The sequence below is a fragment of the Paenibacillus sp. FSL L8-0436 genome (genome assembly GCF_038593025.1).
Classification (GTDB): Bacteria; Bacillota; Bacilli; order Paenibacillales; family Paenibacillaceae; genus Paenibacillus_AQ.
In genome coordinates, this window is the sequence record NZ_CP151955.1 from 6,947,752 (window position 1) to 6,971,873 (window position 24,122).

The following is a 24,122-nucleotide window of genomic DNA, read 5'->3' on the forward strand; positions in this document are numbered from 1 at the left end:
TGCGCGATCGCTTGTTCATTGACATATTTGATGATTGCCTGGGTATTCGGGCACTAGGAACCCCCAAACAGCAGGGCATAATTGCCGTCACTGGCCAGAATCTGCTTCAGCTGATGATAGGTCACATGCTCAAGCACCAGATTTTTGTCCTCCGGAGTAAAAATAATATTCCCATTGTTCTCTCCGGCGTAATTCCGGTTAAATGCCGATTTAATATACTCGGATTCATTGATCACACTGTAAGTGGAAGCAGCCTTAAACACCTGTCTGACAGAGTTTTTATAAGCATCGGCCTTGGCTGGATCAAGCTGGCCGCTTGTCTGAAATTGTTCCCAAGACCCACCGTCTTTCTGATAGGAAACAATAGGCGCGCTGTTGCCTTGTCCATCCTTATGATCCTTGTTGTACAGGAACAAGAAAGGAGCATCAATCTTGTTGGCAGAAACAGTCTCGCCAGCTGCATTCACATAACTCACGTTGTGTTCCCGGTCGGTTTTGTCATACAGCGAAAGATTCTTCAAATATTTGTTGACCAGATCAACGTATTTATAGGCATACGGATTATTGCTGTCTGCGATATCAAGAGTGGCCCCGTCCAGCTTGGTGTCAAAATTATAGATCGCGGGAACGTTGATCCCGGTTTCCTTAGCCACCTCATTAATGAACCCGATATTGGCCTGGGTCTCCTCGCTCCAGGTGCCGCCAACCAGCACAGCATAAGTACCCTCGCTCTCAAACAGATTGACGATATCTTCATATGTAGCGGTCTTGTACACATGATTACGGTCATTCAGATGGGGATAATTTTCATAAAAATAATTATATGTGCTGACCGTTCCGGAACCGCTGAGTGGAAGAACCGCCTCAGCCCCTGCCTTGCCGGGGTTAACCGGCAAGACGAGCAGCGCAGCCGCCAAAAGCGGCGCAAGGATTTTTTTCAGTGTTTGCTGTCTTTTCATTAGCGCACCTCAACTTTATCTTTTTCTGTACTTGCCATACTAAGCTTCAGGAGCTTAAGGGCAAACTTCCTCTTCAGCAGCCGGAGCAGGCGCCGGATTGCTCGCAGCCGGTGCTGCTGCCGGTGCGCTGGCCGCTTGGGATGAGGATGTGCCGGCAGCCGCTTCTGACGCCGGAGCAGTTGTGTTCGCCTTGACTACCTCAGTTGTCGAGAACGTCACCTTCTTCGCGGCAGGCTGTTCAGCAGCCGGAGCGGCTGTAGCTGCAGCCTGTACTTCAGCAGCCGGTTTCACCGTTTCGGCTTTGGGCGCTGCAGTTGCTTGCGGAGCCGCAGTTGCCTTTGGAGCTGCGGCCGTTTTAGGTGCCACGGCCGCTTTACGAGCAGCAGCTACGGTGTTGGCTTCAGCCTTGGCAGTTGCCTGGAGCTGCGGCTCTTTAGCCGCAGGAGCGGCAGTCGCCTTAGCTTGAACAACCTCCGCCTTGGCCTGAACTACCTCTTGTGCCTTGGCCGGAGTGGACGGCTTGCTCGCCTCAGTTGCCGGCTCAGTCGCAGGTTCTGCTGCCGGTACTGCTGCCGGTGCTGCTGTCGCTTGAACCGGTGCTGCAGTGGCAGTAGCCGTCTCTACAGACTGAGCAGGCCCGGTCGCTGCCGGTGCAGCGGCCTGAGCCACACTACTGTCAGCCGCTGTTTTCACAACAGCCGGTGCTGCTGCCGCCTCAGCACTATTGTCTTGCTTCGCTGTCACAGCCGCATAAGTCAGAGCTGAGAAAATCAAAGTTGCTGCTACTACGGATACAGTGAGCTTTTTCATAAATGGTAACCATCCTTTTCTCTGGCCCGGTGCAGTGTAATTAGGTTCATACGCCCGCTCCTTGGCCTGTTCTAATGTTGGACTATTGAATTGGGTACACCTATCGCTTATTACCTTTCTTTAGATTTTTGGCAAAAAAAATAGAGCTTCAATACAGTGCAATAGCAAGCACTGATTGAACCTCTGGTCGTCCAGTCGATTCCCGTCTGCAAATCCTCAACAGCAAAAAGTTATCCTGTGATGTGATTGATATCATGTTAATAAGGGATCACTTTCTTGTCAATCCCCAAATTATATTTTTCTCATCGCTTTTGTTGGAATTAAACATTACCACCTCGAATATAATAGCTTAACTAAAGAAAACTGGGGGGATATTAAGACTACGACACAACGTAAATTTACACTTCTTATCTTTTAGAAAAGGATTGACAGTGCAGCGGAACGTCCAGTATATTTATCCCACATTAATTCTTACATAACTAATTGGATTAGGGGGTATTATTAAAAATGTCTATCGACAACAACTTGATTACCGCCATTGAAAGCAACTGGTATGGCTTTGTTGTATCGATTTTTGTATTCGGGGTACTCTTCCTATTGGCCCGCAAGCGCGTCGGGTTTGGTACGCGGGTCATTGTAGCCCTGGCAATTGGTCTGGTCGTCGGCATTCTTTTTCAGAATCTGGAGTTCGACACCAAGGCTATCACCACCTTCGGCAGCATCTATGTCAGTCTGATCCGCATGCTGGTCGTCCCGTTGGTCTTCGTTCTGGTGCTTAACAGTATTGCATCGCTGACCAATCTGGAGTATTTGCGTAAAATCGGGCTCAAGACCTTTGCCTGGTTCCTTGGAACAACGGGTATTGCTTCAATAATAGGTCTACTGGTTGCACTGCTGTTCAACCCGGGAAGCGGCATTCAGCAGGATGTGCCCGCCGACTTCACCGCCCGTGAAATCCCGACCTTCTCCCAGGTCATTCTTGACCTTGTACCTTCCAACCCGATCAATGAAGCGGCTGAAGGCAAGGTTGTGCCGGTGCTAATCTTTGCAATCTTCCTTGCAGTGGCCATCATCAAGATCGGCTCGAAAAATGCAGAATCCGTGAAGCCTGTGCGTGATCTCATTCAATCATTGACACTGGTGCTGCATCAGGTCGTTAAATTCATCATCCGGCTGACACCTTACGGTGTATTTGCACTCATCGCCGGTATCACTGCCCGCTACGGCTGGGAAACGCTGCAGGAGCTGGGAAGTGTAATTATAACCTCCTATGTCGCACTGATTATCCACTTTGTGCTGGTGTTTGGCGGGCTCGTATTTTTTGTGGCCAAAGTCAATCCGCTGCGCTTCTTCCGCAAAATTTATCCGACCGTTGCCGTAGCCTTTTCGACCAGAAGCAGCTACGCTGTACTTCCGGTTAATCTGGAAGTTATTACAAAACGGCTGCATGTTTCTCCCCGGATCGCCAGCTTTGTCGCTCCCCTTGGGGCGTCAGTCAACTTCAACGGCTGCGGCGGGATCTGGCCGGCCATTGTTGCTGTCTTCACTGCACAGGTATTCGGAATAGATCTTGGCTTGACCGACTATATCCTGCTAGTCTTTGTCAGCATCATTTCCTCCATCGGAGTTGCCGGTGTACCCGGACCCGCAGTGATCTCGACAACCGTCGTACTTACCGCACTAGGCCTGCCGCTTGAGGGCATCGCAATCGTCGCCGGTGTGGAAGCACTGATCGATATGGGCCGCACAGCTGTAAATGCGACCGGAACAACCGTCACCGCCCTGTTGGTGGCCAACTCCGAAGGAGAATTCGACCGGGATGCGTTCAATAACGACAACGACGAAGATGAGCTTATTGCATCCGCCGTATAATTTATTGCCTGACCTATATTCACTAAAAAAAACGGCTGCGCCGTCCTCGAACCAGGACAGCACAGCCGTTTGTGTGTGCAACAAAACTTACAGCAGAATCCGTTCCCGCTGGCGGGCAGAATCGAGACAGGTCTCAATCAGCCGCATATTCAGCACCGGATCATCTGCTGCTACTTTGGGTTTAGCCCCGGAAACGGCTGCCGCAAAATTATCGGCCTGCCAGACATAAGGATTTGCGCCGGTGGCTTCGATCACCTTCGCTTCGCCGCCCGTATGCAGGATGAATTCCGCATCCTCAAATCTCGCATTGAACGGCATCGGAATTTCAATCCGGCCTTCCGTGCCGAGTACCTCCAGCAGCTGGCGGTTGTAGGCCCACATCCCGCAGTCGAAGATCAGGCTTACTCCGCCTGGAAACTCAACCAGACCCGAAGCCATCATATCCACATTGTCATGCTCCGGGGAGAAAATCGCTTGTACCGTTACCGCTTCCGGCTCCGCAGCGAACAGCATACGCGCCGCGCTGAGCGGGTAACAGCCGACATCGTACAAAGAGCCCCCGCCCCAAGCCGATTTAAACCGGATATTTGTCGTATCCCCGGCATCATTATATGTAAATGTTCCGCGGATCGAACGCAGCTCACCGATTTCTCCCCGGGCGATAATATCCTGCAGTTCGGCAATCCGCGGATGATGCCGGTACATGTAAGCCTCAGCCAGATGAACACCGGCCTTCCGGCATGCTTCCACCATCTCTGCCGCCTCGGCACTGTTAAGCGCAATAGGCTTCTCACAGAGCACATGCTTGCCAGCTTCCGCAGCGCGGATGACCCATTCCCGGTGAAGATGATTCGGAAGCGGAATATAGACCGCATCAATATCCTGATCCGCAAGCAGCTCCTCATAACTACCGTAGGCCTTCTCTATCCCAAACTCCGCAGCCACGGCACTGCTTTTCTCCAGTCCACGGCTCGCTACTGCTGCGATGATGCCGGATTCCGATTCCTGAATGGCCGGCATGACCGAATTTGTGGCAATCTGGGCACATCCCATAATTCCCCAACGAAGTTTTTGCGCCATAGATGTACACCTTCCTTGTATTAGATTGTCTATTTATACCTATAGACACCATATCATAGAATAAGGTTTATCTCTATTTAGAGAGGTAGGATGATATTACGAGGCGATCCAAATATCCAGCACAACGGCCAGTCCAAGCACAATAACGCGGGCCATGCTCATCAGCACGAAATTTTTGACTGCCAGGATAAAGGTCGTCGCCTTTTCCTGCTTCTCATAAAACAGGGCAATATTGCGGCGCAGCGGGATCAGTGTCAGCAGCAGCAGCACAACCAGAACAGGATGGATGCCAAGCAGCAGCAGCACGATCAAATCCAGAAAGGAGACATAGTAGAGAAGCTTAAACAGCAACAGCGCATTGCTGCGGCCGATGTAGACGGGCAGTGTATACCTGCGGTTCTCCATATCATCCTCAATGTCGCAGATGTTGTTCGCCAGCATGATTCCGGCAATTCCCAGAATCGCCGGCACCGAAAACCAGAATAGATACAGGACCTCCACAAAGTTGATATGCAGATCAATCCAGCCTTCCCGGAACAGCAGGGTAACAACACTCTGCTCGGAATGGATGTAAGCCGAAATGAAGATGATGACAAAGCCCATAAACAGGCCGGAGAACAGCTCACCCAGCGGCATCCGCGAGATCGGTATCGGCCCGAATGAATACAAGATCCCGATCAGGAAGGATAATCCGCCGAGCAGAAATATGATCAGACCGGTCTGGGAGACAAGCGCAATCCCGCCCCCGACCGCCAGCACCAGCAGGATGATAATCGTCGCCACCACAGTGCTTTCTTTGAGCTTGTAATGAACAATGGCATTATGGGTCTCATAGCCGTAGCCGTGGGTTTTGGCTGCTTTTTTGAAATCGTAATAGTTGTTAATTGCCGTTGTCGCCATATCGAAGCTCAGCAGGGACACGAACATGAGCGCAAAACGCAGAAGATAAAAATCCTCAAACCGGTACAGGGCATACAATGACCCGAGCAGAAACGGGATAACACTAGCCACCTTGGTCGGCAGCTCTACAAATCTCAGAAAACTTTTTACATTCAAGGCGATCCACCCTCATCTGTCAAATAAGCACGGTTATTGTGCGGATGTTGTTATGGTCAGCGGAGACCACTCGGCGATGACTGTCTGGCCATGGGCGGACACACTGCCTTCGGGCGTGAGGTCTTTCTCGGTCATAATGCCCAGCGCTACAGTGAAGCTGTTGAATTTGATTGGCACATGCTGCTCGCGCCGCACCTCTTTGCCGTTGACATAGAACACAGCCTCATCGTTCCCGCGGTTATAGGTAATCTTATACGTGTTGAATTCACGCGGTTTGAAGTCCGTATCTTCCTTAAAAATGCAGAAGTATTTTGTGCCGCCGGTTTCAGGAACCTGCACGCCCGGGAAAGGCAGAACTCCGTAGACGCTGGCATATTTGTCGTTTCCGGCAAAGAAATCAAGCGCTGCCCCCGTCGTGAAATCAAGCAGATTCAGCGAAACATAACCGTCATACAGATCTCCGGGTGCCGTACCCTGCGTGCGGGCGCGAATTTGCAGCTCGAAGCTGATCTCTCCGCTCTCCGGCACCTCGACCGGCTGAGCCGAATAATACATATGCTTGGCATTGTCGAGAATCTGCACCTGGTTGTTCTGGCGGGACAGCTGGGCCCGCACATACAGGTAGCCATTGCGTACAATCACAACAGCCTCCGGCTCACGGTACGCCCAGAAAGAGCCGTCCGGCAAGGTGAACCCTCCGGTCTTCCAGACCTTGCCCTCCGACAATATAGTATGAAAGTCTCCGAGTACGACCGGGTTATTCTGTGCAGCCTGTGTATCTTCACTGCTTGTTTTATTCTTGTCCATGGGGTTCACTCTCTTTCTATCATCTAATCTTCAGCAATTTATTACATTAAGCCTTGAATCAGCAGTGCTACCGCCATAATTGCACCGCAGCGCACGGAGGCCTGCTGCGAGGCGCCCATCAGCGGCAGATAGGCTGGTGAGGCATTTTGCGGCTGCAGGCCGCGGTATACATGCACCGGCGCAATCGCAGTGAGCAGTGCAAGCAGCGCATATACCGGAAGCACGCCAAAGCCCACGCAGACGATCAGAGAAGCATAGGAAGTATAAAGCAGCACACGCGAGAAGATCAGCGACTTACGCTCTCCCCAGACGACAACAAGCGTACGCTTGCCTGCCTGCTCGTCCGCTTTCCAGTGCAGAAAATGATGGTTGAACAGCAGCAGCGTCGTCAGAAGTCCAACCGGAACCGAAAGCAGTACCGGCTTCAGGCTGAATTCGCCGGTCTGCACAAAATAAGAGCCGAGTACAGGCATAATGCCAAACGCAACGAAAATGGCAAATTCACTGTAGCCCTTGCCCCGGTACCCAAAACGCAGCGGTGGAGCGACATAGAAATAGGCGATAAGTGCCCCTACCGCTACAAACCAGAGAATCTCCCAGCCGCTATAAATACTGAGCACCGCGCCGCAAAACACGGCGACTGCAAGCAAGCTCCAGGTCAATACTGCGAAAACGGTCTCCGAGAGCAGACCTCCGGACAAAAAACCGGAGTTTGTGGAAATCATCCCCGGTGTATTTTTTGCCTCCATATCGGTCCCGTTGCGAAAGTCCCATAAATCATTCACCATGTTGGAGAACAGATGCGCAGATATTGCTCCGATGATCGTTATAACAAACAAAAACGGATGGAACTCTCCCCCCCATACATATGCCCCGACAGTTCCCAAGACAACCGGTATGAGCATAACTGGGATGGTTCCAAACCGTGTAGCTTTCTTAAAAAATATCCATTTATTCATACCCAAGCTGGTCCCCTTCTATTATAATGTGATAATTATTATTGCATATATATTATACATCAAATTTCGACAGTTAGGTTAGAAAAGCGCTGCAAAATATTCCCTAATCATGGTACACTGGTTTTAATGGTACTTATTTCCTGCGAAATTTATAGATACTAAGGGGAGCAACATGAAGCTGCGTAAAAAATTAGTGATCTTCATCTGTGTTGTTGCACTATTCGGCTTAGGGCTGACTTATCTGCTCCTGCACCTGATTCTGCTGGGCCGCTTCGAGAAGCTGGATGAAGCCGCACTGCGGTACAAGCTGGAGAATGCCGTCTCTTCTTATCAGAATGAGCTGGAGAGTATGAAGACCCAGTTGCTCAAATATTCGGTTTGGGATGAAACCTACCAGTTTGCGGAATCCACGGACCCCGCAGCTTCTATTAGTGATGCCTACCTAAGCAGTAACTATAGCCGGACAACTTATGAGATTAACCATTTTGATATGATGGCCCTGCTGAACCCTTCGGGCACACCCTTGTACGGTGGCACTTACAACACGGACTCCCGCAGCATAAATCCGCTAACAACGGAGATTCTCGCCTTATTCAAGGATATTCATCAACGGCTGCCGGAATTTTCGGGCGCAGTGGACAGCACCAGCGGCATTGTATTACTGGATAAAGGGCCTATGCTGATCACCCTCACCCCTATTGTAAACAGCGACAAAACGAAACCGGTTGTTGGAACTGCTGTAGCCGGCAGAATGCTGCTGCAGGAGCAGATCGCACAAATCTGGAACGAGACACCGTCCACCATCCAGATCACTCCAGTGAACCCCGGCAGACTCGCGGAGAGCAAAACCAGCAATATCTGGATGAGCCCTGCCTCGAACAACGTGATGTCCATTCACACAACTATATACGACCTGTTCGGCAACCCCGGTGTCGTTCTCACCCTCAAGTATCCGCGGCAGATTTACTTAAGCGGCCTGCAGTCGATCACCAGCTTCCAGCGGTGTTTCTTTGCCGTCACTATGCTGATGTGTGTGGCCAGTCTCCTCTTCGTCAATCGCTCTATCCTTGGAAGAATGTACTTGCTGACCCGGAATATCCGGGCTATCGGCAACAGCAAGGATTTATCCATCCGGATCGGCCCTTCCGGCAAAGACGAATTCAGCGATGTGGAGCAGGAGTTCAACCGGATGATTGATTCCTTGGAACAGGCGCAGGAAGAGCTGCAGCTGCAAGCGATGCTTGACCCTCTGACTCAGCTGCCCAACCGTTCGCTGTTCTTCGCGAAGCTTAATGAAGCGATTGCTTCAATTAAGGGAACCGGCAGACAGCTCGGGCTGGTATTTATTGATCTGGATCACTTCAAGACCGTAAACGATACACTCGGCCACGACTTCGGTGATGCCATGCTGAAAGAGATCGCTTTGCGGATTTCCCAAGTTATCGGACGTTATGATGTGGTGTCCCGTCTGGGCGGCGACGAGTTCACCATCCTGCTCGCCGACATTCCTGATTCGGACAGCATTTCCGAGCAGCTGCTGCGTATACGGGAGACGCTGTCGCTGCCCCACCGTATACAGGGACATCTCCTCTACAATACGGCCAGCATCGGCGTCAGCATCTATCCGCAGAACGGTGAAGACGCTGACTTTCTGGTCAAACAGGCCGATCTCGCCATGTTCCATGTCAAAGAAACAGGCCGCAACAACATTTTTCAATACTCTGAGGATCTCGAAGAAAGTATCCGCCGCAAAAATGTACTCTCCCAGCTGCTGCTCTCCGCAGCCGTGAATCATGAGTTTGAAGTCCATTATCAGCCGATCCTCAGCTCCGGCAACCTGAAGGTGTCCAAGTTGGAGGCGCTGCTGCGCTGGACAAGCCCTGCATACGGCCCTATCTCGCCCGGCGAGTTTATCCCGCTCGCCGAAACCAGCGGCTCTATTGTAAACATCGGGAGCTGGGTGCTGCGGCAAGTCTGCTCCGATCTGCGTACTTTCCGGCAGAATGGGCTGGAGCTGACCGTGGCGGTCAACATTTCCGCCATGCAGCTGATGCAGCCGGGACTGTCTGAGCTGCTGCTGGAGCTGCTCCATGAATACGGGCTGCCCAGCTCAAGCCTGGAGCTGGAGATTACGGAGAGCGTACTGGTGTCGGGCGACAGCATCTTCCATTCGCTGCAACAGCTCAGGGGACACGGGTTCCGCATTTCCCTGGACGACTTTGGCACAGGCTTCTCTTCCCTCAGTTACCTGCGGCGCTTTCCTGTTGATGTAATCAAAATCGACCGTTCTTTTGTTTCCGAGATGACACTGGGCCCGCAGGGTGACGTGCTGATCAAGGCCATTATCGAGCTTAGCCATACCCTCGGGCTGCAGGTAGTCTCCGAAGGGATCGAGCTGGAAGAGCAGTTCGACATGCTGCGCAGTCTGGGCAGTGATGAGCTGCAGGGCTACTATATAAGCAGGCCGGTAAAATTCCAGGAGATCCCTGACTTTTTAACGCAAAATAATCTCCTTTACCACAATAAATGAGCACTCATTTTTTGTAGGCAAGCTCAAAACGATATGATATGATAGGCAAGCTGATCACAGCACCCATTTCCGGGTGCTGTGATCCTATGCGAACACTTATGAAAATTGGAGGCTTTAATTGCTATGTCAGCGCAACCGCAAACACAATCCGTCAAAATCGTCACTGCCGACCCCAGCGCCATCGGCTTGTTCGGATTGGCTATCGTCACCTTGGTCGCTTCTTCACAAAAGCTCGAAATTACAACAGGTCTCAGCTACTGTATTCCATGGGCTATATTCCTCGGAGCCTTCGCCCAGCTGTTCGCTTCTATCCAGGATGCCAAACACAACAACACCTTCGGGATGACCGCTTTTGGCGCTTATGCGTTCTTCTGGTTCGGTATGGCCGGAAGCTGGCTGATCAAGCTGGGTGTATTCGGTACCGTTCTGGCGGAAGGCGTTGATCCCAAGCAGCTCGGCTTTGTTTTTGCGGGTTATTTGGTCTTCACGCTGTTCATGACCCTCGGCGCTGTGGAAGCCAATAGAGTGCTGCTTGTTATTTTTATACTGATCGATTTCCTGTTCCTCGGCTTGACCTTTGATGCGTTCGGAGTGGCTGCGGAATTCTTCCACAAGCTGGCTGCCGTATCGGAACTGGCCATCGGTATCGTATCACTGTACGGCTGCGGCGCATCTGTGCTCAACGCTCATTTCGGCCGCACGTTCCTGCCAATCGGTGCACCGCTGGGTATTTTCAAGAAATAATCTCCTCTCTTCACTTGCACAAAGTCCATAATGTACTCATTTCTAGAGCAACGGATAAATACAGGCTGCCTTTAGGCGGAATGTATTTATCCGTTTTGGATTTTATAGGGTTCTTGTTAGGTTTTCCCTTGCACAAAGGCGATAAAAATGACATGCTAAAGAAACACCCACGACATATATCGACATTTTTCTACGGTGCTGGAACAGCTTCTAATGAATTATATATATAATGTTGAATTTCGGGTATCGGAGGCATTCCATGGCTTTCTTTAATAAAAAGCCTTTAACGATCATCCTCGGCTTCTTAGTCGTGCTGCAGCTCTCTCTGTTCTATTATTACTCCTTATCAGTGAACCGGGAATACCGGGCTGAAAAAGCCGACTTGTCCTCAAAGGCAGTCATGTTATCATCGAACATTGAAGAGAAGATTTCGATTGTCAAAGGTGTTAGCTCTTTTATTCAAACGGTCGGCTTTGATGCTGAGCCAGCTCTTATTAATCAGTATTTAATGAAGGCTTATAACAATTCAAGCAATATTATGAATATTATGATCGCTCCGGACGGCCTCATCCGTTATCTCTATCCTCTCTCAGGCAATACAGCGATTCTTAATAAAAGTCTCCTGCTCGATCCCGATTTGTCCTCGCCCGGTTTGATTCAAGAAACGATCACTTCCCGGGGCATTACGGTGGACGGTCCCCGGACACTTGCCCAGGGCACCCCCGGCATGGTGATCAGGCAAGCTATATATAACGGCAACTCATTCTCCGGCATCGTTTCCGTCACACTGAAGATCGATGATATTGAGAACCAGCTGCTGCTTAAAGACTCCCCCATGTACGTAACAGATGAAGATCATTCCTTTTTGTTTGGCAATCAAGCCCACGGGAACGAAGAGCAGGTCACGGTCCCCATTGAAATTAAAAATCAGCATTGGCTGATGGGAATCCCTTTTTCTTCGCACAAGAAATGGGAGATCTTCCGCAGCATCCTGTGGATCGACATTTCCTTTCTGCTCGTTATGGCCTTTATTCTCTATATCTTCTGGCATCAGGGCCGGTTCAACCGTGAACTGGAACGCGTGGTCAGTATCCGCACCCGGGATCTCCGAATATCCAAACGGCGGTATGAAAAACTTGCCCATTACGACAGTTTGACGGAAATTCCGAACCGGCGTTACTTCATGGATGAATTCGGACGGCTGCTGCAATGTGCCGAGCCTACGCAGACCTATACGCTGTTCTTTTTTGACCTGAACCGGTTTAAGGAGATCAACGATACCCTCGGCCACTCCACGGGCGATCAGGTCATCAAGACACTGGCCAGCCGGCTGAAGGACAGCGGTCTGCCCTTTAAGCTGTTCGCGCGTACCGGCGGCGATGAATTCGTGATGATCTTCTCTGATTTGCCGCGGGAGCAGATCCCGGAAATTGCCGGGCATATCAGCCTGCTGATCTCGGAAACACTGCTGATTGCCGGGGCATATTTAAGTCTATCGACCAGTATAGGAATCTCTCTTTATCCGGAGCATTCCCTCCACAAGGAGGATTTGCTGAAATTCGCCGACATGTCTATGTATCAGGCAAAGTCGCAGGAAGACAGCAATTATTTTGTGTTCGACTGGGAGCTGCGCGAAAAGCTGGAGCAGAAGACGATGATCTCCAAGTACCTGCATTCCGCGCTGGAGCGTGAAGAATTTGTGCTCCATTATCAGCCGCAGATCAATGCCGTGACCGGCCAAATGGTTGGCATGGAGGCCTTGGTCCGCTGGAATCATCCGGAGAAGGGGCTGATCGGGCCCGGGGCTTTCATCACTGCCGTGGAAGACGCCGGGCTAATGATTCAGCTCACCGACTGGGTACTGCAGGAAGTATGCCGCCAGCTCTGCGAATGGAGGACGATGGGCATGCCGCTGCTGCGGACATCCATCAACATCTCCAACAGCTGGTTCTATAACCGGAATCTGATAGAGAACCTGCTTGGCGCGCTTGAGCAATATGGGCTGGAGACAAATATGCTGGAATTCGAGATCACGGAAAGCACCGCCCTGCTGGAGGAGCATTATCCGCTGCTGCAGCAGATGCGCGACCATGGGATTGTCGTTTCGATTGACGACTTTGGCACCAAATATTCTTCACTGAACTATTTGAAGCATTTTCCTGTCAACAAGATCAAGATTGACCGCACCTTCATCACCGGCATTGGTGTCAGCTCCATTGATGAGACGATTATTAAGTCAATTGTTTATGTCGCCTCCCAGCTTGGTTATGACCTGATTGCGGAAGGCGTAGAGACGCCTGAACAGGCCCAGTTCCTGATTAAGCATAACTGCCCTTATATCCAGGGATTTCTTTATTTCCCTCCGCTTCCTGCGGATGAGATCTTCAAGCTTGCTTCCTGACGTTGCCCGGGAAGATACAGCACCGCATATCTTAGGCTCCCTTCGGGGAGCTTTTTCTGTACTATATATAATAAGTAAGCACTACCGGAGGTGGGATTCTGTGAAAAACGAAAAAGCCTTAGGGGTGTATGGCTTCCGCTTTAGCGAGCCGGAGCAGCTGCCGCTCTGCAACCTCTTTGCAGTCGGGCATGAGATTGTGAGTGATGCTTCTTACCACTGGAATGGAATGGAGCGCCGTGACGGACCCCTGTTACTTTTCCAATATACAATGGATGGCGCAGGGGTATTCAGCACGGAACACGAGAGCTTCAAAATCAGCTCCGGGCGGGCATTTCTAGCGGAAATCCCCAGCAGCCACAGCTATTATTATCCCGGCGGTTCCCAGCCGTGGGAGTTTTATTTCCTGCTCTTCAGACCGCAGCTGGTACAGCCCCTCTGGGAGGAGATCAAGGCCAAGCTCGGTCCGGCTCCGGTCATCGACGCGGGAAGCCTGCCCATCCGCATGCTGCGGGATATTACCCGGGAAGCCCATAGCGGAAAAATCACCGATCCTTACATTGCCTCCTCGCTGCTGTATCAATTCATGATGGAGCTCGGCAGACTGTCCTCCAGCGGTCCGCGCCATGAAACGGAATGGCCGGTGGCGATTAGGGATGCCGTTAATTTTATCGAAGGCCATTACAACTCCATGATTGGCCAGGAAGAGCTTGCGGAGAAGCTCGGACTTTCCAAATTCCATCTGCTGCGGACATTCAGCAAATATGTCGGTGTAACACCCAATGAATACCTGAACCGCATCCGCATCGAGCGGGCGGTGGACCTGCTGCGGACGACAGACCACAGCATTGAGGCCATCGCGGTTCAGGTCGGATATTCCACCGGAAGCTATTTCATCAAAGTGTTTCACAAGCTGACGGGACAAACGCCTGGCAATTTCCGCACCGGAAACGGCAGTCTCCAGTATAACCGTTTGTTCTTCAGCTAAATTCCCGACATGCGCAATTTTGTGCTATCGAGACAACTATTTTACTGTAGAAATGGGTTTTGAAAGTGTTTTATGATGTCTCTATTAGAGCAAGTTTATTCTACAACCCCTTCCGGGGGGTTAAGGAGCGAGATCATCATAATGAGTCACTTACAGTATGCGAAAACACCGCCTATGGGCTGGAACAGCTGGGATTGCTATGGAGCTGCAGTTACGGAACAGGAAATCCGCGGAAATGCTGAATATATGGCGGCGAACCTGAAGTCTTTCGGCTGGGAATATGTTGTTGTGGATATTCAGTGGTATGAGCCGGGGGCAATTTCTTCACAGTACCGTCCTTTTGTTCCGCTGGAAATGGACGAATATTCCCGGCTGATGCCGGCAGTGAACCGTTTCCCCTCGGCAGAAGGCGGCAAGGGGTTTCTCCCTTTGTCTGATTATGTACACAGTCTGGGCCTTAAATTCGGCATTCATCTGATGCGCGGAATTCCAAGACAGGCGGCGCATGCCGCCACCCCGGTCAAAGGTTCAACAGCGACCGCCCGTGACATCGCCCACCCCAACTCCATCTGTCCCTGGAACACCGATATGTATGGGGTTGATGCTGCCAAGGAAGGCGCGCAGGCGTACTACAATTCCCTCTTTGAGCTGTATGCCGAATGGGGCGTAGACTTTGTGAAGGTGGATGATATTGCTGCGTCCAGACTGTACGATACACACCAGCCCGAGATTGAGCTGATCCAGAATGCGATCCGGCACTGCGGACGCCCGATGGTCCTAAGCCTCTCCCCGGGACCGGCACCGGTTTCTTATGGAGATTTCCTCGGCCAACACGCCAATATGTGGCGGATCACCGATGACTTCTGGGATCATTGGGACCTGCTCCTGGATATGTTTGACCGCTGTGAGGCGTGGGCAGGCAAAGCCGAAGCCGGCAGCTGGCCGGATTGCGACATGCTGCCGCTGGGCCATATCGGCATCCGCTCCGTAGACGGCGGCGGCGCTGACCGCTGGACTCGCTTCACGCCGGATGAGCAGGTCACCATGATGACCTTGTGGAGCATCTTCCGCTCGCCCCTGTTCTTCGGCGGCGAACTTCGCGATAACGACGTTTGGACCCTTTCCTTGCTGACCAACCCAGATGTACTGGAGATGCACCGCAGCAGCAACGGCGCACGCCTCATCAGCCGGGCAGGAGACCGCGTGGTCTGGACGGCGGAAGGAGACTCCGGGTGCCGCTATGCCGCGATGTTTAATACCGGTGAAAATACCCAGAAGGTCAGCGTAACTCTCGCGGAGCTGGGCCTTGAGAGACCAGTCACTGCCAAGGAGCTTTGGAGCGGGGCGGAGGTTAGCCCCGTGCAAGACGAGCTCGCTTGCGAGATTGCTCCGCATGGCGCAGTACTGTATCGTCTGGCGTAGCTCCCGCTACAGCGATCACGGGCAGGATGGAATAACAGTTGAATGAACCAAGTGATTCATCTTACGGCAGACCCGGATTAACGGGCCTGCCGTTTTCCTGCGGATATATGCCGGGAAATCCAACCAGCCATAGCACATCCCCTCGCAGGACAGTCACAGGATAGATCCAATCGAGTCAATCCCCTACACGCCTAGCGGCATTTGGAACATCCTGTGACAGCAGGCATACTTCTCCTCGCGGTAACCATACTAAGGTCATTCTATGAAGTGACGGAGGAATGCAGCGATGGACAAAAAGATGAATCTGCTGATGTTCAGCGGGGAATATGACAAAGCGATGGCCGGGTTGATCCTGGCCAATGCCGCAAGGGATATTGAGGTTGAGGTCACAATGTTTTTCGCCTTTTGGGGCCTTTTCCTGGTCCGCGACCCGGAGAAGATGACACTCGAGGATAAGACAATTTATGAAAAGCTGATGGATGTCATTACACCGAAGGGACCACAGCACCTCCCGCTTTCGCGGATGAACTTCAGCGGCCTTGGACGGATGATGCTGGAGGAAATGATGGAGGATCAGGGCGCGCCGAAGCTGATTCATTTTCTCAAGGGCGCCCGCAAAAAAAACATTAAGTTCTACGCCTGCAAGCTGTCCGTAGAGATCATGGGCTTTAAGCCGGAGGAGTTTCTGCCCGAGGTGGAGATCATTGATGCGGCCACCTATCTGAAGGATGCGCTGGAAAGCGACATGCAGCTATTTATTTAGAGGAGTTCCTCAATGAATGCAGACAATAGGCTTTAACCCATTGCCTCCACCGGGCATATACTGAGCCTGGGAATATAACCCCACTCTTAATTAGCAAGAAGAAACGGCCGTGCCGTCCTTTGTAAGAGGGCGTGATCCGTATCTTGCGAGAAATAACCGGGCTGGAGGGATTGTCTGTGCTGAGCATCAACCACGCTTCTTCTGCGGAGGAGCCCGCTTCACTGCAAGAGCATTTCGCAACGTTTCGCGAGCATACCATCGGCAACCGGCATTCTATCTCCACGCCTTATGGACGGCAGCCGCTGCTGTATGCCGACTGGACCGCCAGCGGGCGCTTGTATGAGCCGATTGAGCGCAAAATGCAGGAGACGTTCGGCCCCTATGTCAGCAATCCGCATACCGAGTCCAATACGACCGGTTTAACTATAACACTGGCCTATGCCGAGGCGCAGAACATCATTAAGCGGCATGTTCATGCCGGGCCGGGAGACGCCCTGCTCTTCTGCGGCAACGGCACAACCGGAGCAGTGAACAAGCTGCTCCGGCTAATGGGCCTAAAGCTGCCAGAATGGATGCGGGATCATTACCTTTGTCTTCCAGAGGAACGCCCGGTTATCTTCATCAGCCACATGGAGCATCATTCCAACCTGCTGCCTTGGCAGGAGGGCATCGGCGACGTGGTCACCGTACCGGCCGGGGCGGATGGAAGCATGGACCTCCGGGAACTAGAGGAGCTACTGATCCGCTACCGGAACCGCCGCTTCAAGATCGGCTCCTTTACCGCCTGCTCCAACGTAACCGGCATACAGACCCCGTACCACAAGCTCGCTGCGGTGATGCACCGGCACGGAGGCCTCTGTTTTGTCGATTTTGCCGCCAGCGCGGCTTATGAAGAGATCGACATGCATCCCGCCTCCCCGCTGGAGAGGCTCGATGCCATCTTCTTCTCTCCCCATAAATTCCTTGGAGGCCCCGGTTCAAGCGGGGTGCTGGTATTCGATACCGCGCTTTGCAGGGGCCAGCTCCCGGATGAGCCCGGCGGCGGCACGGTGGTCTGGGTTAATCCCTGGGGCGGACGCCGCTACATAGATGAAGTGGAGGTCCGCGAGGATGGTGGAACACCGGGGTTCCTGCAGGCCTTCCGCACAGCGCTCTGCCTGAAACTGAAGGAGAAGATGAATGGCGACAGGCAGTTCATGATGCGGAGGGAACAGGAACTGTGCAGCCAGCTTCTGACCGGGCTTGCCGGAATCCCCGGATGTTACATCCTGGCGGGTGAGCATACCAAACGCCACGGCATCGTATCCTTTATCTTGAAGGACATCCATTACAACCTGGCCGTTAAGCTGCTGAATGACCGTTTTGGCATTCAGGCCCGCGGAGGCTGCTCCTGCGCCGGCCCCTATGGACATTATCTGCTTGGACTTGACGCCAAGCATTCCCAGCATTTCATTCAGGCGATTCAGGCCGGAGACCAGTCTTTGAAGCCGGGTTGGATCCGCCTTTCACTGCACCCCATCATGACAGACCGCGAAGTCCAAACGATCATCTCTGCAGTGCGGAGCATTGTCCGCCATATAGAGGAATGGAGACAGGATTACTGCTATAACGCCTCTACAAACAGCTGGGTTCATCTCAGCGGAAACCATGAGACCGATGCCGACATCAGCGGACTATTCGTGGTGTGAAGAATTCCCCGCGGCAAGCGGCTTCTCCTGTTCCCGCGCCGCCCGGGCAAACCGGGCCTCTATGGCCTTGACGCACCATAAGGAAACACCGATGAACAGCAGCACATAGATAATCTCCCACGGATTGCGGATAAACCGATCCAAGTCATTTCCGATATAGGAAACTGCAAACACCATGATGGCTTTGCCTGCACACAAAGCGAGCAGATAAGACCGCAGGCGCATGCCGGCAAGCCCGGCTGCCATATTGATGACCACAAAAGGCCCTACCGGAAATATACTGAGCAGAAAGACATAACTGAAACCGCTCTGGCGGACCCACGTCATGCTTCTCGCTACTTTTGGCCGCTGCGCCCACTTCCGCAGATAGCGGTGGGACGCAATTTTGCGGATAATCATAAACGTGGTCACACAACCGGCAACCAGCCCGATCCAGGAATACAGAAATCCGAGCCATAAGCCATAAACCGCACCGTTTAATCCCACAATCGCAATCGTAGGCAGCGGCGGTACAAAAGATTTCATAAAAGTCAGCCCGATCCCGGGCAGCGGCCCGAGCGAGCGGTACTGCTCCAGCAACAGCCGCAGACGTTCCTCTGTCAGCCATGATACCGTATCCAGAAAGTACATACCCTCCCGCACTCCTCATCCTTGCTAAATTTGAATCTGATTAATTTATGGCGCCGAGCCTCAATTATACAATACATTGGCGCAGGATGGCCTTTTCTGTTGGCAGCATCCTGTTCTTCTTGTACTATGTTGCTATGATTATCCATGTAAAGGGGAGAGATTCATGTTAATACCATCCGGACTGCTGGATATACGGAAAACTGTGCTTCAAGATTTGGATTTTGTCCTGGCTGCCGAGCAGGCCGAATCTAATCGCCGCTTTATCGGACAATGGAGCAGGGAACAGCATGATGCAGCACTACAGGACGGGGACATTCTGCATCTCATCACCCAGGATAAGTCCGGGGAACAAGCAGGCTATGTGATTATAACGGGGCTGCAGGACCCTAATCTTAGTGTCTGTATTAAGCGGCTTGTCATACAGGCCAAGGAACGAGGCTACGGAAAAACAACCCTCTCCCTGCTGACGGATTGGATCTTCGCCCAAACCGAAACCCACCGGCTGTGGCTGGACGTTAAAGAACATAACTCCAGAGCCCGTCATGTCTATGAAGGTGCAGGGTTCACACTGGAAGGCACCCTTAGGGAATGTGTAAAGACTGGGGATTCTTTTGAGTCGCTGCACATCATGTCGATTCTGCGGTCCGAGTATTTGGACAAGCTATCGCTGCAGGCATAGTCTTCTTGGCGCCACTTCCCTCTGCAGCGCCCTTTAGCAGGGCAAGTTCTCTACATAAATTTGCCGGACTGCACAAAAAAGACTGCCAGATAGGAGCCAATTGTTTCTTGGCCTACCGGCAGTTTTTTTGACACGCGGACCCTGTATCTTAGAATTGTCGCGCCTTACGTATGCGTTTCTATGGGGGTGGCCGGTCTCCGACCCGATAAAACCGCCGTCGTCACATGCTTGCGCGCATCCGCCGTCAACAGCTCCAGCTCCACCGGCACCCGGCCCTGCCCGCTGTGAATAAATTTTACCCTGGCACCGTCCAAATCCTCTTCAATACTGACGATGGAGTAGCCTTGCAGCAGCAAAGCGTCAATCTCCTGCCGCTCTTGGTCAAACTCATCAAATGCAGACATCTCAGACCACTCCTCCGCTGATTTCCGCTTTGGCCGGACGCGGCGCTTCTGCTGCAAACCGTTTGCGGTGCAGGTATTTGCCGGAACCCGCCCGCCCGACAAACTGCTTGTCGCGGATCACGAATTCACCCCGGCTGAGTACAGATACCGGTTCGCCTTTAATCTCAAAGCCTTCAAACGCGTTGTAATCGACGTTCATATGATGGGTTTCAGCAGACAATGTTCTTTCCACCGACGGGTCGAAAATCACGATGTCTGCATCGCTGCCCACAGCTATGGTGCCCTTTTGCGGAAATAGGCCGAACAGCTTGGCGCTGGAGGTCGAGATGATATCCACAAATTTATTAAGCGAAATCCGCCCCTTCTGCACCCCTTCGGAGTAGAGCAGGCTGAACCGGTCTTCAATTGTCGGCCCGCCGTTCGGGATCTTGGAGAAGTCGCCCAGACCCAGATCCTTCTGCCCCTTGAAGTCAAAGGAGCACTGATCGGAACCGATCGTTTGCAGCGTGCCGCTCCACAGCGCATCCCACAGCACCTCCTGGTTCCACTGCTCACGCAGCGGCGGGGACCAGACATATTTGGCGCCTTCAAAATCAGGCTTCGCAAGCGCGGTCTGATCCAGCACCAGATATTGCGGGCAGGTTTCACCGTAGACACGCAGCCCCTTCTTGCGGGCTTCGGCAATCTTCCAGGCCGCTTCAGCGCAGGTGACATGTACGACATACAGCTGCGAATCGGCCAGCTCCGTCAGGTAAGCGGCCCGGCCCGTGGCTTCGCCCTCCAGCTCCGGGGGGCGGGTCAGCGCATGGTAGATCGGATCGGTGTTGCCTGCAGCCAGAGCCTGCTCCACCAGATATTCGATCACATCGCCGTTCTCGGCATGGACCATAACGAGTGCGCCTTCCCGCTTGGCCGCCTGCAAAGTCTTGTACAGCACGCCGTCATCGGCCTGAAAAGTGTTCTTGTAGGCCATGAACACCTTCAGCGAAGTGATGCCTTCGTCTTCAATAATTTGCGGCAGCTCGCCCAGCACCTTGTCATTCAGCTCCGAAACCATCAGATGAAAGCTGTAATCAATCACCGCTTTATCCTGTGATTTGTTATGCCAGGTATCGACAGCCTGCTGAAGCGACTGGCCTTTGGTCGTCAAGCAGAAGTCGATGACTGTTGTCGTTCCGCCATAGGCGGCGGCAATCGTGCCGGTCTCGAAGTCATCAGCCGTCACGGTTCCCCCGAAAGGCATATCCAGATGTGTATGGGGATCTATCCCTCCCGGAAAGACATAACAGCCGGAAGCGTCAATAATCTCCGCACCCGGCGCTTCCAGATTCAGCCCTATTCCGGTAATAATGCCGTCCTCAAACAGCACATCTCCCGTATAAGTATCCGCTGCGGTAACGATAATGCCATTTTTGATTATCTTCTTCATGCTAGACCACCTCCGCTTCTGAATACGAGCCGTTCAAGCCGCTGATGACCTTCTGACGCTGATTCCAGGTTAGAGGCGCCGCGCCGCTGTCCAGGGCAACCATATCAATGGCTCCGTCTGCCGGGCAGACAATGGAGCACAGATTGCAGCCCACACAGTCTTCTTCACGCACTTGCAGAATCGCCTTTCCTGCGGCATCCGTTAACATGTCGATACATTGATGCGAAGCATCCTCACAGGCAATATGGCATTTGTTGCAGTTGATGCAGTTCTCCTCGTTAATCCGTGCAACGACTTTATAGTTGAGGTCCAGATCACCCCAATTGGAGTACTTAGACACCGATTTACCGATCAGCTCAGTGACCGAAGCCAGCCCTTTATCATCCAGATAATTGTTCAGGCCGTCGATCATTTCCTCAACGATCCGGAAGCCGTGATGCATGACTGCCGTGCAGACCTGAATGCCAGTGGAGCCCATCAGCATGAACTCGACCACATCCTGCCAGGTGGAGATGCCGCCAATTCCGGAGATCGGCACGCCAACCCCGCGGTCGCGGGCGCATTCGGCCACCATGCTGAGCGCAATCGGCTTCACTGCCGGGCCGCAATAACCGCCATGCGCGCCTTGCCCGCCCACATTCGGAATCGTGTTCCAGCTGTGAATGTCCACGCCGGCCAGGCTGTTGATCGTATTAATCAGGCTGATCGCATCGGCGCCGCCTTTGACGGCATGGCGGGCAACGACTGTAATATCCGTTATATTCGGGGTCAGTTTCACAATGACCGGCGTGGTTGCGACTTCTTTGACCCAGGTCGTCTGCGCCTGTACGAGGTCAGGCTGCTGGCCGGAGGCTGCGCCCATGCCGCGTTCCGCCATCCCGTGCGGGCAGCCAAAGTTAAGCTCCAGGCCGTCTACGCCGACAGCCTCTACCCGTTTGACGATTTCATGCCATTTGTCCTGCCTCGGTTCGACCATCAGGGAGGCAATAATCGCATGACCCGGAAACTTTTTCTTCGTTTCATAGATCTCCTTCAGGTTCACCTCAAGCGGGCGGTCCGTAATCAGCTCGATATTGTTGAAGCCCGCCACACGCTGACCGTTGAAATGCACGGCCGCAAACCGGGAGGAGGTGTTAATAATCGGATCACCGAGTGTCTTCCACACCGCCCCTCCCCAGCCGGCCTCGAACGCCCGCTGCACTTGATAACCTGTATTGGTGGGCGGCGCAGACGCCAGCCAGAATGGATTAGGTGACTTGATGCCTGCAAGATCAATACTCAAATCTGCCATTGTATTCCCTCCCTGTCATATAAAGTCCGGTTGAAGCCGCCGGTCTTGTATTGCTTGGCACTCCCCGTTTAGACAGCAGAACCTGCCACGCTTTCCTGCAGGCCCAACAATTGCTTCACAATGGCATAAGCAGCATCTTTGCCCTGCTGGGCGGCGGATACGACCATCGCTTCGCCTTTGCCGGAACCAAACACAATATCACCGGCGGCATAAATCTGCGGATCGGACGTCCGTCCGGTCTTCTCATCAATTTTGACAACCCCATAGTTGTGCTCAAGACCGAGCGCTTCAATCAGGTCCAGCCGCCGCTTCTGTCCGATCGCCACCACAACCGCATCCACCGGTATCAGGAATTCAGAGCCCTCAACAGGCATCGGCGCAAGGCGGCCGTCTTTGCCGGTCTCCCCGGTCAGCTTCATCTGCACGCACTCCAGTGCCGTAACATTGCCGAGCTCGTCCCCGACAATACGCTTCGGCAAAGTCAGCCAGTTAAATTCCACACCTTCCTGCTTGGCAAATTCATATTCGAAATCGTAGGCCGTCATCTCCGAGCGTGTACGGCGGTAGACCATCTTCACATTCGATGCCCCCAGCCGCACCGAGCAGGTTGCCGCATCAATGGCCGTATTGCCTGCGCCGATGACAGCGACGCGCTGGCCCATCAGCTCCAGTGTCGGAATGCCTGTCTTGGTGGTTTCCACCAGCTCTATTGCATCGTATACCCCGGACAGCTTCTCACCTTCAATGCCAAGCGGAGGAACATACCCCATCCCTGCAGCCAGCACAATGGCATCATACTCCGCCTTCAGCTCTTCCACGGATACGTCAACGCCAACCTTCGTTCCGGTGCGGATCTCCACGCCCAGCTGCTCCACCTGCTCCACTTCCCACAGCGATATGGACTGCGGCAGCCGGAAAGAGACAATCCCATGTGTATCCAACCCGCCGGCGAGCGGCTTCGCCTCATAGATCACCACCTGGAAGCCTTCACGCGCCAGCTCTCTAGCCGCAGACAGCCCGGCAGGACCGCTCCCGATGACAGCGACCTTTTTGTCATTAGGAGCACCGGCTTTGAATAACTGAACACCGCTGTTTATAGCCCAGTCCGTGGCATAACGCTGCAGCAGTCCGATCTGGATTGGTGCCGAAGCATCATTCAGAACGCATGCGCCTTCGCACAACTCCTCAGTTGGACAGACACGGGCGCAACTCGCGCCTACAGGATTGGAGTCCATGATCGTCTGCGCTGAACCTTTTAAATTATCGGTGGCGATCCGCTTAATAAAGGAAGGAATATTAATGCTGGTCGGGCAGGCTTTAATACAGGGGGCGTCATAACAATACAGACAACGGTTGGATTCTTCGATTGCACCTTTGCGGGTTAAACCCGGCTCAGCCTCGGCGAAGTTGCGCATGAACATATCAGGCGTAAACGTGGTTAACGGAGAAGAATGCTCCATCAGATCTCCCTCCTTCTGGACGAGTGGTGTTCCCAGGCATTGCCGAATAAAAAATCACATTTTCATCATCGAAATCATCTTTGTGTTATATAATATAACACTATTCCAATGATCTCCTTAATATTTTACTTACTTATCAGGCTTAATGTAGTA

General features: G+C 52.6%; 20 protein-coding genes. 9 read left to right on the plus strand and 11 right to left on the minus strand.

Annotated features, from left to right (window positions below):
• Positions 1 to 53: 53 nt before the first annotated feature.
• Together NSS79_RS32045 and NSS79_RS32050 are read right to left on the minus strand one after the other, a co-directional pair.
• Positions 54 to 959 (minus strand): hypothetical protein, encoded by a 906-nt coding sequence (locus NSS79_RS32045; RefSeq protein WP_342437510.1) that lies wholly within the window; start codon positions 957 to 959, stop codon positions 54 to 56.
• Positions 960 to 1,013: 54 nt separating this feature from the next.
• Positions 1,014 to 1,769 carry a hypothetical protein gene (locus NSS79_RS32050; RefSeq protein WP_342437511.1) on the minus strand — a complete coding sequence of 252 codons (756 nt, stop codon included), beginning with the start codon at positions 1,767 to 1,769 and terminating at the stop codon, positions 1,014 to 1,016.
• Between the two features lie 507 nt (positions 1,770 to 2,276).
• Between NSS79_RS32050 and NSS79_RS32055 the strand changes: the two genes are divergently transcribed.
• Positions 2,277 to 3,641 carry a dicarboxylate/amino acid:cation symporter gene (locus tag NSS79_RS32055; protein ID WP_342437512.1) on the plus strand — a complete coding sequence of 455 codons (1,365 nt, stop codon included), beginning with the start codon at positions 2,277 to 2,279 and terminating at the stop codon, positions 3,639 to 3,641.
• An 87-nt stretch (positions 3,642 to 3,728) separates the two neighbouring features.
• Here NSS79_RS32055 and NSS79_RS32060 read toward each other — a convergent pair whose 3' ends face one another.
• The 4 genes from NSS79_RS32060 to NSS79_RS32075 all read right to left on the minus strand — a co-directional run bounded on the left by NSS79_RS32060 (position 3,729) and on the right by NSS79_RS32075 (position 7,543).
• Positions 3,729 to 4,721 (minus strand): Gfo/Idh/MocA family oxidoreductase, encoded by a 993-nt coding sequence (locus tag NSS79_RS32060; protein ID WP_342437513.1) that lies wholly within the window; start codon positions 4,719 to 4,721, stop codon positions 3,729 to 3,731.
• Between the two features lie 96 nt (positions 4,722 to 4,817).
• On the minus strand, positions 4,818 to 5,777 hold the full coding sequence (locus NSS79_RS32065; RefSeq protein ID WP_342437514.1) for a 1,4-dihydroxy-2-naphthoate polyprenyltransferase: 960 nt from the start codon (positions 5,775 to 5,777) through the stop codon (positions 4,818 to 4,820).
• A gap of 33 nt (positions 5,778 to 5,810) precedes the next feature.
• Positions 5,811 to 6,584: a DUF6081 family protein gene (locus NSS79_RS32070; protein ID WP_076109713.1), complete on the minus strand. Its 774-nt coding sequence runs from the start codon at positions 6,582 to 6,584 to the stop codon at positions 5,811 to 5,813.
• 41 nt (positions 6,585 to 6,625) lie between these two features.
• Positions 6,626 to 7,543, minus strand: coding sequence for a prenyltransferase (locus NSS79_RS32075; protein ID WP_342437515.1), 918 nt, complete (start codon positions 7,541 to 7,543; stop codon positions 6,626 to 6,628).
• 172 nt (positions 7,544 to 7,715) lie between these two features.
• Here NSS79_RS32075 and NSS79_RS32080 point away from each other — a divergent pair, with 172 nt between their 5' ends.
• The 7 genes from NSS79_RS32080 to NSS79_RS32110 all read left to right on the plus strand — a co-directional run bounded on the left by NSS79_RS32080 (position 7,716) and on the right by NSS79_RS32110 (position 18,076).
• Positions 7,716 to 10,073: an EAL domain-containing protein gene (locus NSS79_RS32080; RefSeq protein ID WP_342437516.1), complete on the plus strand. Its 2,358-nt coding sequence runs from the start codon at positions 7,716 to 7,718 to the stop codon at positions 10,071 to 10,073.
• Between the two features lie 123 nt (positions 10,074 to 10,196).
• Complete coding sequence (locus NSS79_RS32085) at positions 10,197 to 10,817, plus strand: acetate uptake transporter (RefSeq protein ID WP_341096967.1); 621 nt, start codon at positions 10,197 to 10,199, stop codon at positions 10,815 to 10,817.
• Between the two features lie 259 nt (positions 10,818 to 11,076).
• Positions 11,077 to 13,218 (plus strand): EAL domain-containing protein, encoded by a 2,142-nt coding sequence (locus NSS79_RS32090; RefSeq protein ID WP_342437517.1) that lies wholly within the window; start codon positions 11,077 to 11,079, stop codon positions 13,216 to 13,218.
• A 100-nt stretch (positions 13,219 to 13,318) separates the two neighbouring features.
• Positions 13,319 to 14,203 (plus strand): AraC family transcriptional regulator, encoded by an 885-nt coding sequence (locus NSS79_RS32095; RefSeq protein WP_342437518.1) that lies wholly within the window; start codon positions 13,319 to 13,321, stop codon positions 14,201 to 14,203.
• A 141-nt stretch (positions 14,204 to 14,344) separates the two neighbouring features.
• Entirely contained in the window at positions 14,345 to 15,625 is a 1,281-nt protein-coding gene (locus NSS79_RS32100; RefSeq protein WP_340896142.1) for a glycoside hydrolase family 27 protein, read from the plus strand.
• A 286-nt stretch (positions 15,626 to 15,911) separates the two neighbouring features.
• On the plus strand, positions 15,912 to 16,388 hold the full coding sequence (locus NSS79_RS32105) for a DsrE/DsrF/DrsH-like family protein (RefSeq protein WP_340896139.1): 477 nt from the start codon (positions 15,912 to 15,914) through the stop codon (positions 16,386 to 16,388).
• A 176-nt stretch (positions 16,389 to 16,564) separates the two neighbouring features.
• A complete protein-coding gene (locus NSS79_RS32110) occupies positions 16,565 to 18,076 on the plus strand; it encodes an aminotransferase class V-fold PLP-dependent enzyme (RefSeq protein WP_342437519.1) in 1,512 nt (503 codons plus the stop codon).
• On the opposite strand, the gene NSS79_RS32115 is transcribed toward NSS79_RS32110, so the two are convergent.
• Positions 18,062 to 18,706 (minus strand): TVP38/TMEM64 family protein, encoded by a 645-nt coding sequence (locus NSS79_RS32115; RefSeq protein WP_038597638.1) that lies wholly within the window; start codon positions 18,704 to 18,706, stop codon positions 18,062 to 18,064. The two genes, NSS79_RS32110 and NSS79_RS32115, sit on opposite strands and share 15 nt — an antisense overlap.
• A gap of 163 nt (positions 18,707 to 18,869) precedes the next feature.
• On the opposite strand from NSS79_RS32115, the gene NSS79_RS32120 reads away from it, so the two are divergent.
• On the plus strand, positions 18,870 to 19,385 hold the full coding sequence (locus NSS79_RS32120) for a GNAT family N-acetyltransferase (RefSeq protein ID WP_342437520.1): 516 nt from the start codon (positions 18,870 to 18,872) through the stop codon (positions 19,383 to 19,385).
• 164 nt (positions 19,386 to 19,549) lie between these two features.
• Here NSS79_RS32120 and NSS79_RS32125 read toward each other — a convergent pair whose 3' ends face one another.
• From NSS79_RS32125 to NSS79_RS32140, 4 genes are all read right to left on the minus strand, one after another.
• Entirely contained in the window at positions 19,550 to 19,789 is a 240-nt protein-coding gene (locus NSS79_RS32125) for a hypothetical protein (protein ID WP_342437521.1), read from the minus strand.
• Position 19,790: 1 nt separating this feature from the next.
• Complete coding sequence (hydA, locus tag NSS79_RS32130; protein ID WP_342437522.1) at positions 19,791 to 21,218, minus strand: dihydropyrimidinase; 1,428 nt, start codon at positions 21,216 to 21,218, stop codon at positions 19,791 to 19,793.
• A 1-nt stretch (position 21,219) separates the two neighbouring features.
• On the minus strand, positions 21,220 to 22,509 hold the full coding sequence (gene preA / locus NSS79_RS32135) for an NAD-dependent dihydropyrimidine dehydrogenase subunit PreA (RefSeq protein ID WP_038597650.1): 1,290 nt from the start codon (positions 22,507 to 22,509) through the stop codon (positions 21,220 to 21,222).
• A 68-nt stretch (positions 22,510 to 22,577) separates the two neighbouring features.
• Positions 22,578 to 23,969: an NAD(P)-dependent oxidoreductase gene (locus NSS79_RS32140; RefSeq protein WP_342437523.1), complete on the minus strand. Its 1,392-nt coding sequence runs from the start codon at positions 23,967 to 23,969 to the stop codon at positions 22,578 to 22,580.
• Positions 23,970 to 24,122: the final 153 nt, after the last annotated feature.